This window comes from Blastochloris viridis, assembly GCF_001402875.1.
GTDB lineage: Bacteria > Pseudomonadota > Alphaproteobacteria > Rhizobiales > Xanthobacteraceae > Blastochloris > Blastochloris viridis.
In genome coordinates this window covers 1,643,562-1,663,175 of record NZ_CP012946.1, presented here as the reverse complement: position 1 = coordinate 1,663,175, position 19,614 = coordinate 1,643,562, and the positions used below count along the sequence as shown (strand labels likewise).

Here is a 19,614-nt window from a genome sequence, read left to right as displayed (position 1 = left end):
AGAGGCCATCTGCATCGTCGTCACTCACTCAAGCCTTTGGCGATGGTTTCGGAGGTCACGCGCAGCAGGTCGAGATAAGTCGGCACCGGTCCGTCGGGCTCGCTGAGCGAGTCGACGTAGAGGACGCCGCCGTAGGCGGCGCCGGTCTCGCGCGCCACCTGCTTGGCTGGGGCGGCCGACACCGTGCTCTCGCTGAAAACGACCGTGATGTTGTTGGCGCGCACCGTATCGATGACCCTGCGCACTTGCTGCGGCGTGCCCTGCTGATCGGCGTTGATCGGCCACAAGAACAGTTCCTTGAGGCCGAAATCGCGGGCGAGATAGGAGAACGCACCCTCCGAGGTCACCAGCCAGCGCCTGTCCGGCGGACTGGCGGCGAGCCGGGCACGGATCGGCGCGATGGTCGCCTCGATTTTCGCCTTGTAGGCCTCGGCGTTGCGCCGATAGACCTCTGCGTTGGCCGGGTCGTGGGCAATGAAGGCGTCGCGGATGTTGTCGACATAGGCCAGCGCCGCGGTCGGCGACATCCAGGCGTGGGGATTGGGCTTGCCCTTGTAGGGCCCATCCCCGATGCCGATCGGGGTAATGCCGCTCGACACCACCACGTTCGGCACGCCCTTGAGGTTCCGGAAAAATTTCTCAAACCACAGTTCGAGATTGAGGCCGTTCCACAAGATCAGCTTGGCGTCCTGAGCCTTGAGGATGTCGCCGGGGGTCGGCTGGTAATTGTGGATCTCGGCGCCGGGCTTGGTGATGGATTCGACGATGGCGGCGTCGCCGGCGACGTTCTTCGCCATGTCGGCGATGACCGTGAAGGTGGTGACCGCCTTGAACTTCGGCTCCGCCCGCGCCGGCCCGGCGCCGAGGACGGCGATCGCGACGGCACAGAGGGCACCGATGGCGGCGGCGGCTCGACGAAAGCTCATGGCGCAATCCTTATATTTTAATGCTTCCAATAAGCAAATGATCGCATAGGGACGCGTAACTTGCAAGTCATTTGCAAAAACCACTCCGGCGTTTGGTCGCCTGTTTGTCGCCTGAGGAAGGCGCGCCGTTCCAGCAAGTGCACACCGCATGGCCTTGCCGGCAGCAACCGATCGGGTCTCATACATCGCAAAATCCGCTGAAGGCGCCGTCCAACCACGGCGGAGCCCCGGTTCCCGCATGGGATGTTCGGCAGCGTCGGGTGCAGTATCGTGCCCCGGTCCTCCGAAACCCAGATCAAATGCAGGTGTGCCTGCATCGCGTTCTCGGCAGCCGGTCGGTTGTTTGGCCTCAATTCGAGCTGGCCGGTCAGTTGCGCAGGGTCTCGCGGAACTCGGTCCCGGTCTGCCCCGCGCCCGACAGCGCGGCACAGCTTTCAGACGGCCGCCTCCCAAACTTTGAAGTCAATCCAAATTGCCACTCAAACGCAGCCGCAATAGTCTCGGCCAGTCGTCTGCGACTGCAACGGTGCTATGGCCGGTGAGTTCCATGAAATATCCGATTCCGGAGGCTGTTGCAGAACTCTGCGAGCGGCCTGGATTTTCCTGATTTTCGGGTGGATTTTGCAGAGCGCTCCATCGCCAGCGCTCTATCCCTGGCATGTTGATGTTTGCGAAGACACAACAACGACGGACGAGGCGGCGATGTCGGTGATTGGAAGGATCGCACCAGACCTCGCGGAACTGCAACAGCGGCGTTTTCCGTCCTTGCCGGACGGCATCGGCCCGCGGACCGCGAAGAATGAGCAACTGGCGATCGTGCTGGGGATGGTGCGGATCGAAGGGTTGGTCCCGCACTGGCGCGGGCTTCCCGGACGGCCGCTGGCCGAGCGGCCGCCCGTGCCCGCAGCTTCATCGCCAAGGCGGTGACGGCTATCCGGTGCTGTGATCGACCAGGTCCGCACCCGGCCGATGCTGAGCCATCTGTGCAGCTGGACCGGCCACATCCCCCGCGAGGCGACCTTCTCGCGGGCGCTCGCCGGATTCGCCGACAGTGAACTGCCCTCACAGCTCCACGCGGCCTGATCGAGGCCGGCCACACCAGACCGGCCGCCTCCTCGCCGAGAGCCGGGCGCCGCCGTGACAGCCCCGCCATAAATCCGCCAATTCGGCCACGCCAGACCAACCGAAAAACCCCGGACATGCCCGGGGTCTGCAAGAGCCTCCGATCAATGAGTTTGCGGCGAGGTTGTTTCCTTAGAGCGTCCGCCGATCTGATTGAACCGGGTTGTCGCTCTAAGTCTTTGAATTATCGCATTCTCTTTCGCAAAACCGGTATCCACTTTTGCGGAGAATGCTCTAGATCACGACGTGATCAACCGGAAACCGTATGATGCCGTCCGGGAGATCGGACGCCTGGATCAGGCGAGGTCGGCCGCCACCTTCATCGACACGATCTTGTCGGGGTCGCGCACCGGCTCGCCGCGCTTGATCTGGTCGACCACCTCCATGCCTTCGGTGACCTGGCCCCACACCGAGTACTGGCGATCGAGCCACGGCGAGTCGGCGAAGCAGATGAAGAACTGCGAGTTGGCCGAGTTGGGGTTGGCGGAGCGCGCCATCGAGCAGGTGCCGCGGACGTGCTTTTCGTTGGAAAACTCGGCGGCGAGGTTCGGCAGCTCCGAGCCACCGGTACCGGTGCCGTGCGGGCAACCGGTCTGGGCCATGAAGCCGTCGATGACGCGGTGGAACACGATGCCGTCGTAGAAGCCGCGGCGCGCCAGCGTCTTCAGCCGCTCGACGTGGCCGGGGGCCAGATCCGGGCGCAGCACGATGGTGACGCGGCCCTTGGTGGTTTCGAGGATGAGGGTGTTTTCGGGATCAGTCATCTGAGCGCTTGCCTCTTGTTGCGTTGGTCTTTGAACACGACCCGGATGGTCCGTCCGGCGATGGCTCCGCCGAGCCCGTCGTTGAACGGCAGGGATGAACACAGCTCGAGCGCCCGGGCAACCGCCTGATAGTAAATCGCACGCTCGATGCGGGTAACGGCGCGGGAAAACTCGATGATGCGGGGGCGGCCGAACAGCCGGCCGTCCCGGCGGAAGCTGATCTGGAAGGTGACGTCCGGCGGGCTCGCGACATCGCCCAGCCGCGGCGGCCACCAGCATCCACGCAGGGCCGGCGCGAGGTCGGCGAGCGCGTTAAGCATTTTTTCAGGACTTTTCGGGGCCGGATTGTCCCGACCGACCGGAACGACTAATATCAAACTCGCTGCCGGCCGGACCTCGGCGCCGCCCTCGAAGCCCCGAACGGGGCAATAGACGGAAGCGTCGCAGGTATCGCCAATTCCTACGCCGTCGGCATCGGTACCAGGCTTGGTGCCGACCATCGCATCCGCGGTGGCGGCTCCAACAGCAAGGCCGATGCCGGCGGCGTAAGGAATGGCGAAGTTCATGTGGCGCCGGTCATTGCGCGTCGCCCTTTCCGGCGTCGTTTATTTCGCGTCGGCCTGGACCGTCAACTTCACGATCTTGTCCGGGTCCTTCACGACGCCGTTGCGCGCACTTTCACCCTTCTTGATCTGGTCGACAACGTCCATGCCCTCGGTCACGTAGCCCACGACGGTGTACTGGCCGTTGAGGTGGGACTTCTCGGTGAGCATGATGAAGAACTGCGAGTTTGCCGAGTTCGGATCCGAGGTTCGGGCCATGCCGACCACGCCACGGGCGAACGGCACCTTGGAGAACTCCTGGCGAAGGTCGGGGTATTTCGACCCGCCGGTGCCGTTGCCGAATTCGCCGTCGCCGGTCTGCGCCATGAAATCGGCGATGACGCGGTGGAACGGCACGTTGTCGTAGAAGCCCTCGCGCGCCAGAACTTTGATGCGCTCGGCATGCGCGGGCGCGACGTCGTTGCGCAGGCGGATGACGACGCGACCCTTGGTCGTCTCCAGCACCACGGTGTTCGCAGGGTCCGCCGGCAGCGGCGTCTGGGCGACGGCCGGCGCGGCAAAAGCGAGCGCAATCGCGATCGCGAGGGCACGGAGCATGGAGCCTCCTTTGGGATCAGCCCGTGTGGGCGGGAACTTAAGCGGCGTATTTAGCGGCGAGCCGGTCGAGCACCGGCGGCGGCACGAATGCCGAGACGTCGCCGCCCATGGCAGCGATCTGGCGCACCAAAGTGGCGGTGATCGGGCGTACCATCGGCGAGGCCGGCAGGAACACCGTCTGCACCTCTGGCGCCAGCGTGGCGTTCATGCCGGCGAGTTGCATCTCGTAATCGAGGTCGGAGCCGTCGCGCAGACCGCGGATCAAGAGGCCGGCGCCGGCCCGGCGCGCCGCCTCGACCGCAAGGTCGTCGAAGGTGACGACATCCAATCGCGTCCCGCTGTTGGCGGCGAACGCCCCGCAGCTCTCCAGCAGCATCTTCGCCCGTTCCTCGAACGAGAACAGCGGCGCCTTGCCGGGGTGGATGCCGATGCCGATCACAACCCGGTCGACGAAGCGGCAGGCATTGTGGATCACGTCGACATGGCCGTTGGTGACCGGGTCGAACGAGCCAGGATAGAAAGCCGTGCGCATCATGGCCGCACCCTTAGCCTACAATCCGTCGGAGTGGAATTACGCGCCCGAATTTACGTCTGGCACCGGCAACCCACAACCCTGGCGGGCGACCGCATCGGAGCGGACGCTCCAAGTCTTTGAATTGCCGCAGGTTATGCCGCAAGGGCAGCTCCGACATTTGCGGAAAATGCCCGCGGCAGCGACGAGAGATTGGCGGCCGGAGCGTTCGCCGGGGTCACGCCACCGCCAGAACGGCACGCCAATCCTGACCTCGATCTCGAACGTCGCCTCGCACATCCGCGAGAACAAATCGAAAACTAGCGGCGCCCCGCCGCCAGCAGCACCACGGCGCCGCCGATCAGGATGCCGGCGCTGGCCTTGTCGGCAATGCGGGCGTAGCGGCCCGACACCGCCCGGCCGAGCCGAGCCGCCGCCAGCACGAACAGCGTGTCGCCGGTGGCGGCGATGACGGCGAAGGTCGAGACCAGCAGCCACAGCGCCGCCGAAGGCCCGGCGTTGGCGTCGATGAACAGCGGCAGGAAGGCGGCGAAGAACACCAGCGTCTTGGGATTGGCAAATGCGATGAGAAATCCCCGCCCGAACGCCCGCTCCGGCGCCAAGGCAGGCGCGGCGGCGCCCGGCGACACTGATTTGCTGCGCAATTGCTGCGCAGCAAGAACGATGAGATAGCCCGCCCCGAGGTAGCGGATCAGGTCGAAATGGGCCGAGAACGCATCGACGATCCAGGACAGCCCCGCCGCCACGGTACAAAGCTGAAGGATGACGCCGGCATTGACGCCGGCCACCGCCAGAAGGCCGCCGGTGCGGCCGTGGCGCAGCGTGGTGCCGATCACCAAAGCGACGTTCGGCCCGGGCGTCGCAATCAGCGCGACCGAGGCCAGCACGAACAGCAGCCACGTCTCAAACGACATCGCGTTTCACCCTCCCGGCTGCGACGGCGCCTCGGCACCGCAGCGCCGGCAGCCCTCGCCTGCGCGGCGGATCACTCCGCCTCCCCGCCATCCTCGCTCTCGCCGTTCACCTCGCCGCTGGCGTCCTCGGTCACCCGCTCGACCGACACCACCCGCTCGTCGGCGGCGGTGTTGAAGATGATCACGCCTTGCGTCGAACGGCCGGCGACGCGGATGCCGTCGACCGGGCAGCGGATGAGCTGGCCGCCATTGGTGACCAGCATGATCTGGTCGGCGTCCTCGACCGGGAACGAGGCCACCAGCGGCCCGTTGCGGTCGTTGACGGCCATGGCGACGATGCCCTTGCCGCCGCGGCCCGTCAGACGATACTCGAACGACGACGAGCGCTTGCCGAAGCCGTTCTCCGACACCGTGAGGATGAACTGCTCCTGCGCGCCCATCTCGACGTAGCGCTCGGGCGACAGCGTTCCGTTGCCGGCCGCCTCTTCGCCGTCCTCCGCCACCACCGGCTCGTCCGGCGCGTCGTCGCCGGCGGCACGCCGCATTGCGGAGGCCTGCTTCAGATAGCCGGCGCGTTCGGCCGGGGTGGCTTCGGCATGGCGCAGGATCGCCATCGAGATGACCCGGTCGCCCGCCTCCAGCCTGATGCCGCGCACGCCGGTCGACTCGCGGCCCTTGAACAGCCGGACATCGCCGGCGGGGAACCGGATGCACTGGCCACCGCCTGCGGTCAGCAGCACGTCGTCGGCCTCGGTGCAGAGCGCGACGCCGGCAATGGCCTCGCCCTCCTCGATGAGCTTCATCGCGATCTTGCCGTTGCGGTTGACCTGAACGAAGTCGCTGAGTTCGTTGCGCCGCACGTTGCCGGCGGTGGTCGCGAACATGATCTGGAAATTGGCCCAGGTCGACTCGTCCTCGGGCAGCGGCATGATCGAGGTGATGCGCTCGCCCTGCTCCAGCGGCAGGATGTTGACCAGCGCCTTGCCGCGCCCCTGCGGCGGCGCCAACGGCAATCGCCACACCTTCAGCTTGTAGACCATGCCGCGCGAGGAAAAGAACAGCACCGGCGCGTGGGTCGAGGCGACGAACAGCCGGGTGACGAAATCCTCCTCCCGCGTCTGCATGCCCGAGCGGCCCTTGCCGCCGCGGCGCTGCGAGCGATAGGTCGACAGCGGCACCCGCTTGACATAGCCGGCGTGCGACACCGTCACCACCATGTCCTCGCGCTGGATGAGGTCCTCATCCTCCATGTCGGCGTCGGCTTCGACGATCTCGGTCTTGCGCGGCGTTGCGAACTCGTCGCGTATCTCGATCAGCTCGTCCTTGACGATCGTCATGATGCGCGCGCGCGAGCGCAGGATGTCGAGATAGTTGGCGATCTCGACCGCGAGCTTGTCGAGCTCCTGGGCAATCTCATCACGGCCGAGCGCTGTGAGGCGCTGCAGGCGAAGGTCGAGGATCGCCCGCGCCTGCTCCTCGGAGAGACGATAGGTGCCGTCGTCGGCAAGGCGGTGGCGTGGATCGTCGATCAGCAGCAGCAGCGGCTCGACGTCCCGCGCCGGCCAATTGCGCGACATCAACGCCTCGCGGGCGGCGGCGGCGTCGGGCGAGGTGCGGACCAGCCGGATCACCTCGTCGATATTGGCAACCGCGATGGCGAGGCCGACCAGCACATGGGCGCGGTCGCGCGCCTTGCGCAGCAGGAACTTGGTCCGCCGGCTCACCACTTCCTCGCGGAAGGCGATGAAGGCGCTGAGCAGATCCTTCAAGTTCATCAGCGCCGGGCGACCGCCGGCCAGCGCCACCATGTTGACGCCGAACGTGGTCTGCAGCGGTGTGAAGCGGTAGAGCTGGTTCAGCACCACGTCAGCGACGGCATCGCGCTTCAGCTCGATCACCACGCGCACGCCGTCGCGGTCGCTTTCGTCACGCAGGTCGGAAATGCCTTCGATGCGCTTCTCCCGCACCAGATCGGCGATCTTCTCCACCATCGACGCCTTGTTGACCTGGTAGGGCACCTCGGTGACGATGATCGCCTCGCGGTCCTTGCGCAGGCTCTCGATCGCAACCTTGCCACGCATCACCACCGAGCCGCGCCCGGTGTGGAAGGCGGAGCGGAGGCCGCCGCGGCCGAGGATCAGGCCACCGGTCGGAAAGTCCGGCCCCGCCATGTGCTCCATCAGTTCGTCGATGCCGAGACCGGGGTTCTCGATCAGCGCCATGCAGGCGTCGATCACCTCGCCGAGATTGTGCGGCGGGATGTTGGTGGCCATGCCGACGGCGATGCCGCCGGCGCCGTTGGTGAGCAGGTTGGGAAAGCGCGCCGGCAGCACCGTCGGCTCGCGCTCGGAATTATCGTAGTTCTCCTGGAACTCGACGGTATCCTTGTCGAGGTCTTCCAGCAGCGCGCTCGCGACCTTCTTCAGCCGCACCTCGGTGTATCGCATCGCCGCGGGCGGATCGCCATCGAGCGAGCCGAAATTGCCCTGGCCATCGATCAGCGGCACCCGCATCGAGAACGGCTGCGCCATGCGCACCAGGGCGTCGTAGACCGCCTGATCGCCGTGCGGATGATATTTACCGATGACGTCGCCGACCACGCGCGCCGACTTGCGGTACGGCTTGTTCCACTCGTAACCGTTCTCGTTCATCGAGAACAGGATGCGGCGATGCACCGGCTTGAGGCCGTCGCGCGCGTCGGGCAGCGCCCGGCTCACGATCACGCTCATGGCGTAATCGAGGTAGGAGCGCTTCATCTCCTCGGTAATGGAGATGCCACGGACGTCGGAAGTGTCACCGCCTTGGGGTGTCGCGGGGTCGTTCGGCAACATGGCCTCAATGGGATGCGGGAAGGTAGGGTTGAATAGCCGATTCCGGTTGCCGGCGCCACCAGTCCGGCAACCGGTAAACAGGTATTTTTAATTTTAAATTCAGGCATTTGCGTGATGATGACCCCGCGCCCGCCAAGGTTGCGTCGCGCTTTGGCAAATCTCGTTCCGGCGACGCTGCCTTGACCCATGGGGACACCGGCGCGAGGATCGTGCCCGCCTCGCCATGCTCGGCACGGCGCCGCCGCTCGCGCACCGCGACCGGCGCGCTCGATCGGGGTGATCCATGCCGCTCGATGCCCTCGTCAACGCCTTCGTGACGCTGGTCGTGATCATCGAGCCGGTGGCGTTGGTGCCGCTGTTCCTGAACCTCACCTTCGGCCTGTCGCCGCAGCACCGCCGGCAGGTGGCCGTGCGCGCCTGCCTGATCGCCTTCGCCATCCTGACCGGCGCGGCGCTGGCCGGCGACTGGCTGCTGCGTCAGCTTGGCATCACCCTGCCGGCGTTCCGCATCGCTGGCGGCCTGCTGCTGTTCTGGATCGCCGCCGAGATGGTGTTCGGCGAGCAGGCCGAGCGCAAAATCACCACCGCCTCCGAGGCCAAGACCAAAGACCACATCAACAACGTCGCCGCCTTCCCGCTCGGCATCCCGCTACTGGCCGGCCCCGGCGCCATCACCGCCACGCTGCTGCTGGTCGGCCAGCGCCCCGGCGACATCGTCTTCGCCGCGATGCTGATCGCGGTGATCGCGGCAGCGATGGGCATCGCCGCGCTCTGCCTGCTGCTCGCCGAACGGCTCGACCGCATGATCGGCACCACCATGCGCTCGGTCACCTCGCGCCTGCTCGGCGTCATCCTCGCCGCGATGGCGGTGCAGTTCGTGATCGACGGCGCCAGCGCGGTGATCAGGGGCGGGTGAGCAGCGCTCCGTCCGATGATGCCAAGTACGCGCCCTCATCGTGAGCAGCCCGCCAAGCGGGCGTCACGAAGCATGCTCCAGTCTACGCCGGAGCCACCCTCACGCTTCGAGACGGCTGCTTGGCGGCCTCCTCAGCATGAGGGCTCTGGGGTTCACGCTGCCTCGGCCCGCGTCGCGATCTTGGCGAGGCTGCGCAGAATCATCATGGTGCCCTTGAGGCGTTCGGACACCTTGTCGAAATCGCGCAGGAACAGAATGCGCTGGTCCGGCCGCACCTTCGCCGTCGGTCCCTGGTCGAGGATAAAGCTCATCAGGCCACGGGTGTTCTTGAAGGTGTTGTCGCGGAACGCGATCACCACGCCCTTCGGTCCGGCGTCGACCTTCTCGACATTGGCGCGCCGGCATAGCGCCTTGATGGCGACGATCTTGAGCAACTGGTCGACCTCCGGCGGCATCGGCCCGAAGCGGTCGACCATTTCCGCCGCCACCCCTTCGATCTGGGTGTCGTCCTCCAGATCCGCCAAGCGGCGATAGAGCGTGAGGCGCACGTTGAGGTCGGCGACGTAGTCCTCCGGGATCGTCACCGGCACGCCCAGCGTGATCTGCGGCGACCACTGGTCGGACACCGGTTCGGTGATGCCGGCCTTCATCATCTCGACCGCCTCCTCCAGCATCTGCTGGTAGAGCTCAAAACCGACTTCCTTGATATGGCCGGACTGCTCGTCGCCAAGCAGATTGCCGGCGCCGCGGATGTCGAGGTCGTGCGAGGCAAGTTGGAAGCCGGCGCCCAGCGTATCGAGCGACTGCAGAACTTTCAGCCGACGCTCGGCCTGCGCGGTGAGCGGCTTGTCGGCTGAAACCGTGAACAGCGCGTAGGCGCGGGTTTTCGCGCGACCGACGCGGCCGCGCAGCTGATAAAGCTGGGCGAGGCCGAACATATCGGCGCGGTGAACGATCAGCGTGTTCGCGGTCGGAATGTCGAGACCGGATTCGACGATGGTGGTGGAGAGCAGCACGTCGGCCTTGCCCTCGTAGAACGCGGTCATCACGCTCTCGAGCTCCTTCGCCGACATCTGGCCGTGGCCGACCACCACCTTCACCTCCGGGACGTTCTTGTCGAGGAAGTCCTTGCACGCGGCGATGTCCTCGATCCGCGGGCAGACGTAGAATGCCTGGCCGCCGCGATAGCGCTCGCGCAGGAGCGCCTCGCGCACCACCAGGCCGTCGAACGGCGCTATGAAGGTGCGCACCGCGAGGCGGTCCACCGGCGGCGTCGCGATGATCGACATTTCGCGCACGCCCGACATGGCGAGCTGCAGCGTGCGCGGGATCGGCGTCGCCGTCAGCGTCAGGACGTGGACCTCGGCGCGGAGCTGCTTTAAGCGCTCCTTGTGGCTGACGCCGAAATGCTGTTCCTCGTCGACGATGAGCAGGCCAAGGTCCTTGAAGTTGATGCCCTTGCTGAGCAGCGCGTGGGTGCCGACCACGATGTCGATGCCGCCCGTGACAATGCCGGTCTTCACCTTCGCCAGATCGGATGAGCCGACCATGCGCGAGGCCTCGGCGACGTTGATCGGCAAGCCCTTGAAACGCTCGGTGAACGTGCGGGCGTGCTGGCGGGCGAGCAGCGTTGTCGGCACCACCACCGCGACCTGCTTGCCGTTCATCACGCAGGCGAAGGCGGCGCGCAGCGCGACTTCGGTCTTGCCGAATCCGACGTCGCCGCACACCAGGCGGTCCATCGGGTGGCCGGCGGCCAGATCGTCGGTCACCGCCTCGATAGCGGCAAGCTGATCGTCGGTCTCATCGAACGGGAACCGCGCCGCAAACTCATCGGCCAGACCCGGCGCCACGGTGAGGCGCGGCGCCTCCTTGAGCGTGCGTTCGGCCGCGACCTTGATCAGCGCCGACGCCATCTCGCGGATGCGGCTCTTCATCCGCGCCTTGCGGGTCTGCCAGCCGTGGCCGCCGAGCTTGTCGAGCACCGCCCCGGCGTCCTCGGAGCCGTAGCGGGTCAGAAGCTCGATGTTCTCGACCGGCAGGAACAGCCGGTCGCCGCCGGCGTAATGCAGCTCCAGGCAATCGTGCGGTGCGCCCGCGGCCTCGACCGTTTTCAGGCCGACGAAGCGGCCGATGCCGTGGTCGACGTGAACCACCAGATCGCCGGCATTGAGGCTCGTCACCTCGGCGATGAAGTTCTGGGCGCGCTTGGCGGCGCGCCGCGGCCGAACCAGCCGCTCACCGAGAATGTCCTGCTCGGCCAGCACCGCAACCGCGTCGGTCTCGAACCCGGTTTCGAGGCCAAGGATGGCAAGACCGGTGGTGCGGGCGTCGAGCGCCAACGCCTTGGCCCAGCTTCCCACCGTCTCGATCCGCTCCAGGCCATGGTCGCGCAGCACGTGGCCGAGGCGCTCGCGCGAGCCCTCGGTCCAGGCCGCCACCACCACGGCCTTGCCGCCCTCCTGCAGGGTGCGGATGTGCGCCACCACCGCGTCGAACACGTTGGCGTCGCTGGCGCGCTCGGCGGCGAAGCTATGGCCGCGCTTGGCACCGACGTCGACGACGTTGACGGTGTCGGGCACTGCGAACGGCGAAAATCGCGCCAGGCCCCGCTCGCCGAGCCGCCCCTGCCATTCGCCCGCGGTGAGATAGAGCTTGTCCGGCGGCAGTGGCTTATAGACCGCCTGCATGGTACCGCTCGCCGGCATGTCGAGCGCCTCGCGCCGCGCCTGATAATAGTCGGCGATCTGGGCGAAACGCTCCTTCACCGCGTCCTCGGCCAACGGCTCCAGCACCACAGGCGTGCCGGGCAGATAGTCGAACAGGGTATCGAGCTTTTCGTGGAACAGCGGCAGCCAATGCTCGTGGCCGGGCGAGCGGCGACCTTCGGAAATCGTCTCGTAGAGCGTATCGCCCTTGGTGGCAGCACCGAACGCCGCGACATAGCCGAGGCGGAAGCGGCGGATGCTGTCGGTGGTGAGTTGCAGTTCGCTGACCGGCACGAATTCGAGCTGGCGCATCTGCGCCACCGAGCGCTGGGTCTCCGGGTCGAAGGTGCGGATCGACTCCAGCGTATCGCCGAAGAAATCGAGCCGCACCGGCAGGTCGAGCCCCGGCGGGAACATGTCGACGATGCCGCCGCGCACCGCGTATTCGCCGGTGTCGCGCACCGTGGCGCTGCGCAAGAAGCCGTTGATCTCCAGCCACTCGACGATGCCCGCCATCGCCACCATGTTGCCGGGCGCCACCGCCAGCGACTGCACCGCCACCGTCTCGCGCGCCGGCAGGCGCTGCAGCACGGCATTGACGGTGGTCAGCAGGATCGCCGGCTTGTCGCGGCCGGTGACGCGGGCGAGCCGCGCCAGCACCGACATGCGGCGGGCGACGATGGCGGCGTTGGGCGAAGCCCGGTCGTAGGGCTGGCAGTCCCATGCCGGCAGCGACAACACCTCGACATCGGGCGCGAAGAAGCCGAGCGCGCTCTCGATCGCCTGCATCCGCGGGCCGTCGCGGCACACCATCAAGAGGCTGACCGCCGGGGCGTCGGGCCGGGCGGCGGCGGCGCGGGCAAGGTCGCCTGCGACCAGAGGCTCGATGCCGTCCGCCACGCTGGCGAAGGTCACCGGCTTGCCGGGAGTGAGGGATTGGGGGGCGCGAAGCGGCTTGTTCATTCGAAATCCGGGTGGTCGGCACGGCGCGTCCCTCGCCCATCGCGGACGGGGGCGGCGAGGACGGAACAACGTGACGTCCGAGCCGGGTGAGCTATCCCGGCGCGTGACGTCTCAGTTTGCTCCCTCACCCGCCTCGCGATCCAAAACTCAAAATTGCTCGACCCCTTCTCACGCAGGGAGAGAGGGTCGAAAAAGACTGGCGTTGCGCCACCGCGATCACGCATCGGCTCCCGGGTGGTCGCGATGGAAATCGCGCAGGCCCTTTAAAACCGCGGTGTCATAATCCGGCGGAACCTCGCGCGAGCCGGTGATCCAGCCGTAGATATCGTGGTCCTGGGCGTCCATCAGGTGTTCAAGCTGATCGACCTCGCCCTCGTTCAAGGTGCCGAGCATGGCGTCGGCGAAGCGGCCGATCAAAAGGTCGAGTTCGCGGGTGCCGCGGTGCCAGGCGCGGAACAGGATGCGGCGGCGGCGCTCGTCGAGACCGGCGCTCGATCGCGTGGTGCCTGACATAGGGTCACTCCGGAATAGAAAAAGGCCCGCGGAGCCGTTTGGCCCCCGGTGCTCGTTCCTCTATAGCGTCCGCCGCCGCCGCTGTCAGCGCCGCGTTGTCATCACGGCACGGGCTTGCTGTCGCCGACGGCAGGGTCGCGGGATTGAGGCTTTTGCCCGGCGCCTACCAGTTCTTGTGAATTCTTGTTGGCGAAATATAATCAGGCCACGGAAGGTGTCATGATGCGCACAATGACCGTTTCCCTGTCTCAGCAGCAGGCCAGCCGGGTGCAACAGGCTGTGGAATCCGGGGCTTATGCCTCTAACAGCGAGGTAGTCCGGGATGCTTTGCGGCTGTGGGAGCAACGCGAGGAGATCCGTGCGCTGGAGCTGGCGAAGCTGAAGCGAGCCTATGACGAGGGCATGGCCAGTGGCGCGGTCCGTCCGGTGGACGCGGAGGCGCTTCTTGAAAAGTTCAAGGATAAAGCGCTGAAACGTGGATAGGCTTGTCTTCACCCCGCGTGCGGAGGCCGGTCTCTATGAGGTCTGGGCGGGCATCGCCGCAGACAATATTCGCGCCGCCGATGGCCATACTGGCGCATCATGCACAAGGTGGAGCTGGCCGCCGCCAATCCCAATATCGGCGCCGCCCGGCCCGCGTTGAGCCCAATGGCACGAATTCTGGTCGAGGCCTCTACATCATCATTTACGAACCGCAGCCCGACGGCGTGATGGTGGTGGCCATTGTGCATGGTATGCGCAACCCTGAAAGCTGGCTGCCTCAAGACCCGCGATGAGGTCGTCCGGCTGAAACGGACAGCGATCAAGACGTCATGCGTCCCTCCGTGCTCGACCCCCTGTTCGCCCCGATCACCGCCCTGCCCGGCATCGGGCCGCGTCTGAGGCCGCTCTACGACCGGCTGCTCGGCCGCGACGGCTCGCCGGCACGGGTGGTCGACCTGGTGCTGCATCTGCCCCACACCGTGATCGATCGGCGGTGGCGGCCCAAGCTCGCCGAGGTGCGGCCGGGGGTGCTGGCCACCGTCGAGGTCACGGTCGACCAGCACCGCCCGCCGCCGCCCGGCCGGGCCAAGGCACCGTGGCGGGTCCATACCCACGACGACACCGGCGATCTGTCGCTGGTCTATTTCAAGGGCGACAAGACCCGGCTGGAGCGGCTCTACCCGGTCGGCGAGCGTCGCATCGTCTCCGGCACCGTCGAGATGTATGACGGCATGCTGCAGATGGCTCACCCCGACCGGGTGGTGTCGGTCGAGGATGCCGCCAGCCTGCCGGCGCTGGAGCCGGTCTATCCGCTGACCGAGGGCCTGGCGCTCGGCCACCTCCGCCGGGCAGCCGCGGCCGCCCTCGCCCGGCTGCCGGCGCTGCCGGAGTGGCAGGATGCCGCCCACCTCGCCCGCAATCGCTGGCCGCCGTTCACTGATGCGCTGCGCACGCTCCACGCCCCGGCCGCGCCGGAGGATCTCGACCCCGAAAGCCCGGCGTGGCGGCGCCTCGCCTATGACGAGCTGTTCGCCGGTCAACTTGCGCTGCAGCTCCTGCGCAGCCACATGCGCCGCGAGCCGGGCCGGCGCAGCCTTGGCGATGGCCGCGTCCGCGACCGGCTGATCAAGGCCCTCCCCTTCGTCCTCACCGCCTCGCAGCAGCAGGCCGTTGCGGACATCTCGGCCGACCTTGCCGCCGACACCCGCATGATCCGGCTGTTGCAGGGCGACGTCGGCGCCGGCAAGACGGTGGTCGCCTTGATCGCCATGGCCCAGGTGGTCGAATCCGGCCGGCAGGCGGCGCTGATGGCGCCGACCGAGATCCTCGCCCGTCAGCATTTTTCCACCATCGCGCGCTTCGCCGAGGCCGCCGGGCTGCGCAGCGCGCTGCTCACCGGCCGCGAGAAGGGCCGGACCCGCGAGGCCATCGTGTCGGCGCTGGCGGCGGGCGAGCTCGACATCGTGGTCGGCACCCACGCGCTGTTCCAGGACGACGTGGCGTTCAAGGATCTCGCCTTCGCGGTGGTCGACGAGCAGCACCGCTTCGGCGTTCACCAGCGCCTAGCGCTCGCCAGCAAGGGCGAGGCGGTGGATCTCTTGGTGATGACCGCGACCCCGATCCCGCGCACATTGGTGCTGACCTATTTCGGCGACATGGACATTTCGTCCTTGACTGAGAAGCCGGCTGGCCGGCTGCCGATCGACACCCGCACGGTTCCCCTGGAACGTTTGCCGGAGGTGGTCGACGCGGTCGGCCGCGCGGTCGCCTCCGGCGCGCGGGTCTATTGGGTGTGCCCGCTGGTCGAGGAATCGAGCGAGGTCGACCTTGCCGCCGCCGAGGACCGCGCGGCCCTGCTGCGCACCCGGTTCGGCACGCGCGTCGGGCTGATCCACGGCCGTCTCAAGGGCAGCGAGAAGGACGCCGCGATGGCGAGCTTCGCCGCGGGCGACACCGCCATCCTGGTCGCGACCACGGTGATCGAGGTCGGCGTCGACGTACCGGAGGCGACCGTGATGGTGGTCGAGCACGCCGAGCGCTTCGGCCTCGCCCAGTTGCACCAGCTGCGCGGCCGCATCGGCCGCGGCGACAAGCCCTCGACCTGCCTGCTGCTTTACAAGGGCCCGCTCGGCGAGACCGCAAAAGCCCGCCTCGCCATCCTGCGCGACAGTGAGGACGGCTTCCGCATCGCCGAGGAGGATCTGCGCCTGCGTGGCGAGGGCGACGTGCTCGGCACCCGCCAGTCCGGCTTTCCCGGCTTTCGGCTGGCGCGGCTGGAGAGCCACGGCGCGCTGCTGCCGGCCGCGCGCGATGAGGCGGCCGCGGCACTGGCCGGCGACCCGGCGCTGGCGAGCGAGCGCGGCCGGGCGCTGCGGGTGCTGCTGCACCTGTTCGAGCGCACCGAGGCGGTGCGGCTGCTCCAGGCGGGGTGATGTTTTGAGCTATCGCACCCGGCAATTTGCGAGTTTGCGCCGGAACCTCGCCAGTCGTCCCCGGCGACCGCCGAAGGCGGTCGGGAAGGGGACCCAGGGACCACGACGTTTCCAATCAAGCATGCTCGTCAATCGAACGCTGCAGCTTATCCCGACTGTCGTGGATCATGGGTCCCCTTCCCTCGTGCGGCCAAAGCCGCACTCGCCGGGGACGACCGGTCGAGGTTGACACGCGCGGCGCCGTCAAATCCCGACGGAGATCAGGTCGCCCGCCGCATCAAGGCATTGTACACTTCACCCATGACCCCGCCCGCCCCTGAACCGCCCGACGAGCCCCCGGTCCGCACCACCTCGCTCGGCCTGCGCCGCTACGTCTATCGCCCGCTCGGCTTTGTCGCGCTGGGGCTCGGCATCGTCGGTGTGGTGACGCCGGTGATGCCGGGCACGGTGTTCCTGATCCTGGCGGCGTGGCTGTTCGCGCGCTCCTCGCCCGAGGTCGAGCGCTGGATCCTCACCCACCCGCGCTATGGGCCATTGGTGCGCGACTGGCGCGCCCACGGCGTCATTCCGCGCAAGGTCAAGCTGATCGCGTTCGCCAGCTTCGGCGTCAGTCTTGCTGTGGAATGGGCGGTGGGGGCGCCGCCGATCGCCATCGGCTCGACCGCAGTGGCGCTGCTCGCGGTCGGCACCTGGATGGCGACGCGGCCGGAGACGCCGCGCTGACCAAAGCTGTCCGCCCCCGCCTGCCTCAGCCCTGCGGCTCGCCCGTTGCGACCCGGGCCAAGCGGCGCCAATTCTGCCACTGCTCTTTGGTGAGCAGCCAGACCTCTTGCTGGCTGTAGGCCGGATCGACGAACCTCGCCGGCGCCACTCCGACCAGCGTGGCGCCGGTCCGTGCCTTGATGTCGTGTGACCGTCGATTGCCGACCGCGTTGGTGAACACCAGCCGGTCGAAGCCGAGTTCGTCGAAGGCAAAATCGGTGATGCGGACGGCCGCCTCGGTCATGTAGCCCCGCCCCCAGAACGGCCGGCCCAGCCAGAATCCGCGGTTCTCGGGCCGTCCTTCCCGCCACAGGTCGACGGCGCCGACCAGGCCCTCCGTCCCCTTGAGGTGCAGGCCCCACATCCAGCGGCCCTGGCCCTGGTTCGGCACCACCTGATCGCGGATGAACGCGCGGACACCACCATCGGGGTATGGCCATGGAACGGCCGCGCTAAGGTGGCGGATCACCTCGTAGTCGACAAAATGCCGCTGATAGGCGGCGACGTCGGTCTCCGTAACGCCACGCAGAACGAGCCGTTCCGTCGACAGCGTCGGGATTGGCAGCCCGGCGGCGACGGGACGGCCGTTCACTCCACCGTCACCGACTTCGCGAGGTTTCGCGGCTGGTCGACGTCGGTGCCCATCACCACCGCGGTGTGGTAGGCGAGGAGCTGCACCAACACCGCATAGGCGAACGGGGTGATGGTGGCCGGCATGTCCGGCAGCACGAAGGTCGCCTCGGTCTTCACTCCCGCTTCCTCTGCCCCCCTGGCGTCGGTGAACAGGATGATGCGGCCGCCGCGCGCCGCCACCTCCTGCATGTTGGAGGCGGTCTTCTCGAACACCCGGTCGTGGGGCGCGATCACGATCACCGGCATGGTCTCGTCGATCAACGCGATGGGGCCGTGCTTCAGCTCTCCGGCCGCGTACCCCTCGGCGTGGATGTAGCTGATTTCCTTCAGCTTCAGCGCACCTTCCAGCGCCAGCGGATAGGAGGTGCCGCGGCCGAGATACAGCACGTCCTTGTCCTTGGCGAGGGTGCGGGCGAGCACCTCGATCTTGGGCTCCAGCTTCAGCGCCTCCGCCATCAGGCCGGGGGCGGCCACCAACGCGCCGACCAGCCTCTGCTCATCGGCCTCCGACAGGGTGCCACGGGCGCGGCCGACCGCCACCGCCAGGCACGCCAGCACCCCAAGCTGGCAGGTGAACGCCTTGGTCGAGGCGACGCCGATCTCCGGCCCGGCCAGCGTCGGCATGATGGCGTGGCTCTCGCGGGCGATGGTCGAGGTCGGCACGTTGACGATGCCGAGCACGTGCTGGCCGTGCTGCGCGGCATAGCGCAGCGACGCGAGGGTGTCGGCGGTCTCGCCCGACTGCGACACGAATACCGCGAGCCCGCCCGGCGCCAGCGGCGCCTCGCGGTAGCGGAACTCGGACGCGATATCGATCTCCACCGGCACCCGCGCGAAGCGCTCCATCCAGTATTTGCCGATCAGGCCGGCGTAAAAGGCGGTGCCGCAGGCCGACATCGCAACGTGCTTGAGGCTGGCGATGTCGAACGGCAGCGCCGGCAGCCGCACCCGGTCGTTGGCCATGTCGAGGTAATGCGCCAGCGTGTGGCCGACCACCTCGGGCTGCTCGTGGATCTCTTTCGCCATGAAGTGGCGATGGTTGCCCTTGTCGACCAGGAACGACGACGCCGACGACGTGATCTGCGCCCGCGCCACCTTGTGGCCCGCCGCGTCGCGGATCTCGGCGCCGCGATGGGTGATGATCGCCCAGTCGCCGTCTTCCAGATAGGTGATGCGGCTGGTGAACGGCGCCAGCGCCAGGGCGTCGGAGCCGACATACATCTCGCCGTCGCCATAGCCGATCGCCAGCGGCGAGCCGCGGCGGGCGCCGATCATCAAATCCGGCTCGCCGGCGAACAGGAAGGCGAGCGCGAAGGCACCGCGCAGCCTGGGCAGCGCCGCCGCCACCGCCTCGACCGGGGCCTTGCCCTTGTTCATCTCGTCGGTGACGAGGTGAGCGACGATTTCGGTATCGGTCTCGGTCAGGAAGACGTGGCCGGCCGCCTCCAGCTCGCGCCGAAGGTCGCGGAAATTCTCGATAATACCGTTGTGGACGACGGCGACCTTCTCGGTGGCGTGGGGGTGGGCGTTGCGTTCGGTCGGTGCGCCGTGGGTGGCCCAGCGGGTGTGGCCGATGCCGATGGTGCCGCCGAGCGGCTCGGCGCGCAGCCGGGCGTCGAGATTCTTCAGCTTGCCCTCGGCGCGGCGACGGACGATGCCGCCGTCCTCCAGCGTGGCGACCCCTGCGGAGTCGTAACCGCGGTATTCGAGCCGCTTCAGCGCCTCCACCAAGCGCTCAGCGACCGGCTCCAGGCCCAGAATACCGACGATGCCGCACATGAACGATCTCTCCAACCACAGCTCATACGGTTTCCGGAAGATCACGCCGTGATCCCGGAAACGTCCTCGCCGAAACCCTTGTTCGAGAATGGAATCTTCGGCGACCGGAATTCGAAACTCCAGCCTTGGTCGGCCAGATTTCGTATTAACCGGGTTTAGCTGCCCTCAACCGAGGG

At 67.3% G+C, this 19,614-nt stretch carries 16 protein-coding genes; 5 read left to right on the top strand and 11 right to left on the bottom strand.

Annotated features, from left to right (window positions below):
- Window positions 1–20: 20 nt before the first annotated feature.
- Window positions 21–926: a metal ABC transporter substrate-binding protein gene (locus BVIR_RS07385; RefSeq protein WP_082416814.1), complete on the bottom strand. Its 906-nt coding sequence runs from the start codon at window positions 924–926 to the stop codon at window positions 21–23.
- A gap of 702 nt (window positions 927–1,628) precedes the next feature.
- On the opposite strand from BVIR_RS07385, the gene BVIR_RS16775 reads away from it, so the two are divergent.
- On the top strand, window positions 1,629–1,853 hold the full coding sequence (locus tag BVIR_RS16775; protein ID WP_145912036.1) for a hypothetical protein: 225 nt from the start codon (window positions 1,629–1,631) through the stop codon (window positions 1,851–1,853).
- Between the two features lie 491 nt (window positions 1,854–2,344).
- Here the strand turns inward: BVIR_RS16775 and BVIR_RS07380 are convergent, their stop codons facing one another.
- The 6 genes from BVIR_RS07380 to gyrA all read right to left on the bottom strand — a co-directional run bounded on the left by BVIR_RS07380 (window position 2,345) and on the right by gyrA (window position 8,249).
- Entirely contained in the window at window positions 2,345–2,812 is a 468-nt protein-coding gene (locus tag BVIR_RS07380; protein WP_055037111.1) for a peptidylprolyl isomerase, read from the bottom strand.
- Window positions 2,809–3,378, bottom strand: coding sequence for a hypothetical protein (locus BVIR_RS16770; RefSeq protein ID WP_145912037.1), 570 nt, complete (start codon window positions 3,376–3,378; stop codon window positions 2,809–2,811). Before BVIR_RS16770 ends, BVIR_RS07380 begins: the two co-directional genes overlap by 4 nt.
- Before the next feature lie 39 nt (window positions 3,379–3,417).
- Entirely contained in the window at window positions 3,418–3,972 is a 555-nt protein-coding gene (locus BVIR_RS07370) for a peptidylprolyl isomerase (RefSeq protein ID WP_055037109.1), read from the bottom strand.
- A gap of 37 nt (window positions 3,973–4,009) precedes the next feature.
- On the bottom strand, window positions 4,010–4,507 hold the full coding sequence (gene coaD, locus BVIR_RS07365; protein ID WP_055037108.1) for a pantetheine-phosphate adenylyltransferase: 498 nt from the start codon (window positions 4,505–4,507) through the stop codon (window positions 4,010–4,012).
- Window positions 4,508–4,803: 296 nt separating this feature from the next.
- A complete protein-coding gene (locus BVIR_RS07360) occupies window positions 4,804–5,418 on the bottom strand; it encodes a LysE family translocator (RefSeq protein ID WP_055037107.1) in 615 nt (204 codons plus the stop codon).
- Between the two features lie 71 nt (window positions 5,419–5,489).
- The gene (gene gyrA / locus BVIR_RS07355; RefSeq protein ID WP_055037106.1) at window positions 5,490–8,249 is read right to left on the bottom strand and encodes a DNA gyrase subunit A; all 2,760 of its coding nucleotides are present in this window, start codon (window positions 8,247–8,249) and stop codon (window positions 5,490–5,492) included.
- 283 nt (window positions 8,250–8,532) lie between these two features.
- Between gyrA and BVIR_RS07350 the strand changes: the two genes are divergently transcribed.
- On the top strand, window positions 8,533–9,165 hold the full coding sequence (locus BVIR_RS07350) for a MarC family protein (RefSeq protein ID WP_055037105.1): 633 nt from the start codon (window positions 8,533–8,535) through the stop codon (window positions 9,163–9,165).
- A 152-nt stretch (window positions 9,166–9,317) separates the two neighbouring features.
- On the opposite strand, the gene mfd is transcribed toward BVIR_RS07350, so the two are convergent.
- Together mfd and BVIR_RS07340 are read right to left on the bottom strand one after the other, a co-directional pair.
- Window positions 9,318–12,836: a transcription-repair coupling factor gene (gene mfd / locus BVIR_RS07345; RefSeq protein WP_055037104.1), complete on the bottom strand. Its 3,519-nt coding sequence runs from the start codon at window positions 12,834–12,836 to the stop codon at window positions 9,318–9,320.
- Between the two features lie 216 nt (window positions 12,837–13,052).
- Entirely contained in the window at window positions 13,053–13,349 is a 297-nt protein-coding gene (locus BVIR_RS07340) for an FAD assembly factor SdhE (RefSeq protein ID WP_055037103.1), read from the bottom strand.
- A 222-nt stretch (window positions 13,350–13,571) separates the two neighbouring features.
- Between BVIR_RS07340 and BVIR_RS07335 the strand changes: the two genes are divergently transcribed.
- The 3 genes from BVIR_RS07335 (at window position 13,572) to BVIR_RS07325 (ending at window position 16,987) form a co-directional block, all read left to right on the top strand.
- Window positions 13,572–13,832: a type II toxin-antitoxin system ParD family antitoxin gene (locus tag BVIR_RS07335; protein ID WP_055038744.1), complete on the top strand. Its 261-nt coding sequence runs from the start codon at window positions 13,572–13,574 to the stop codon at window positions 13,830–13,832.
- 329 nt (window positions 13,833–14,161) lie between these two features.
- Window positions 14,162–16,264 carry an ATP-dependent DNA helicase RecG gene (recG, locus tag BVIR_RS07330; RefSeq protein ID WP_055037102.1) on the top strand — a complete coding sequence of 701 codons (2,103 nt, stop codon included), beginning with the start codon at window positions 14,162–14,164 and terminating at the stop codon, window positions 16,262–16,264.
- Between the two features lie 300 nt (window positions 16,265–16,564).
- Window positions 16,565–16,987, top strand: a complete 423-nt coding sequence (locus tag BVIR_RS07325) for a YbaN family protein (protein ID WP_055037101.1) — start codon at window positions 16,565–16,567, stop codon at window positions 16,985–16,987.
- 25 nt (window positions 16,988–17,012) lie between these two features.
- Here BVIR_RS07325 and BVIR_RS07320 read toward each other — a convergent pair whose 3' ends face one another.
- Window positions 17,013–17,618 carry a GNAT family N-acetyltransferase gene (locus BVIR_RS07320; protein WP_055037100.1) on the bottom strand — a complete coding sequence of 202 codons (606 nt, stop codon included), beginning with the start codon at window positions 17,616–17,618 and terminating at the stop codon, window positions 17,013–17,015.
- Window positions 17,615–19,438 (bottom strand): glutamine--fructose-6-phosphate transaminase (isomerizing), encoded by a 1,824-nt coding sequence (gene glmS, locus BVIR_RS07315; protein WP_055037099.1) that lies wholly within the window; start codon window positions 19,436–19,438, stop codon window positions 17,615–17,617. The genes BVIR_RS07320 and glmS overlap by 4 nt, the downstream gene beginning before the upstream one ends.
- Between the last annotated feature and the right edge of the window lie 176 nt (window positions 19,439–19,614).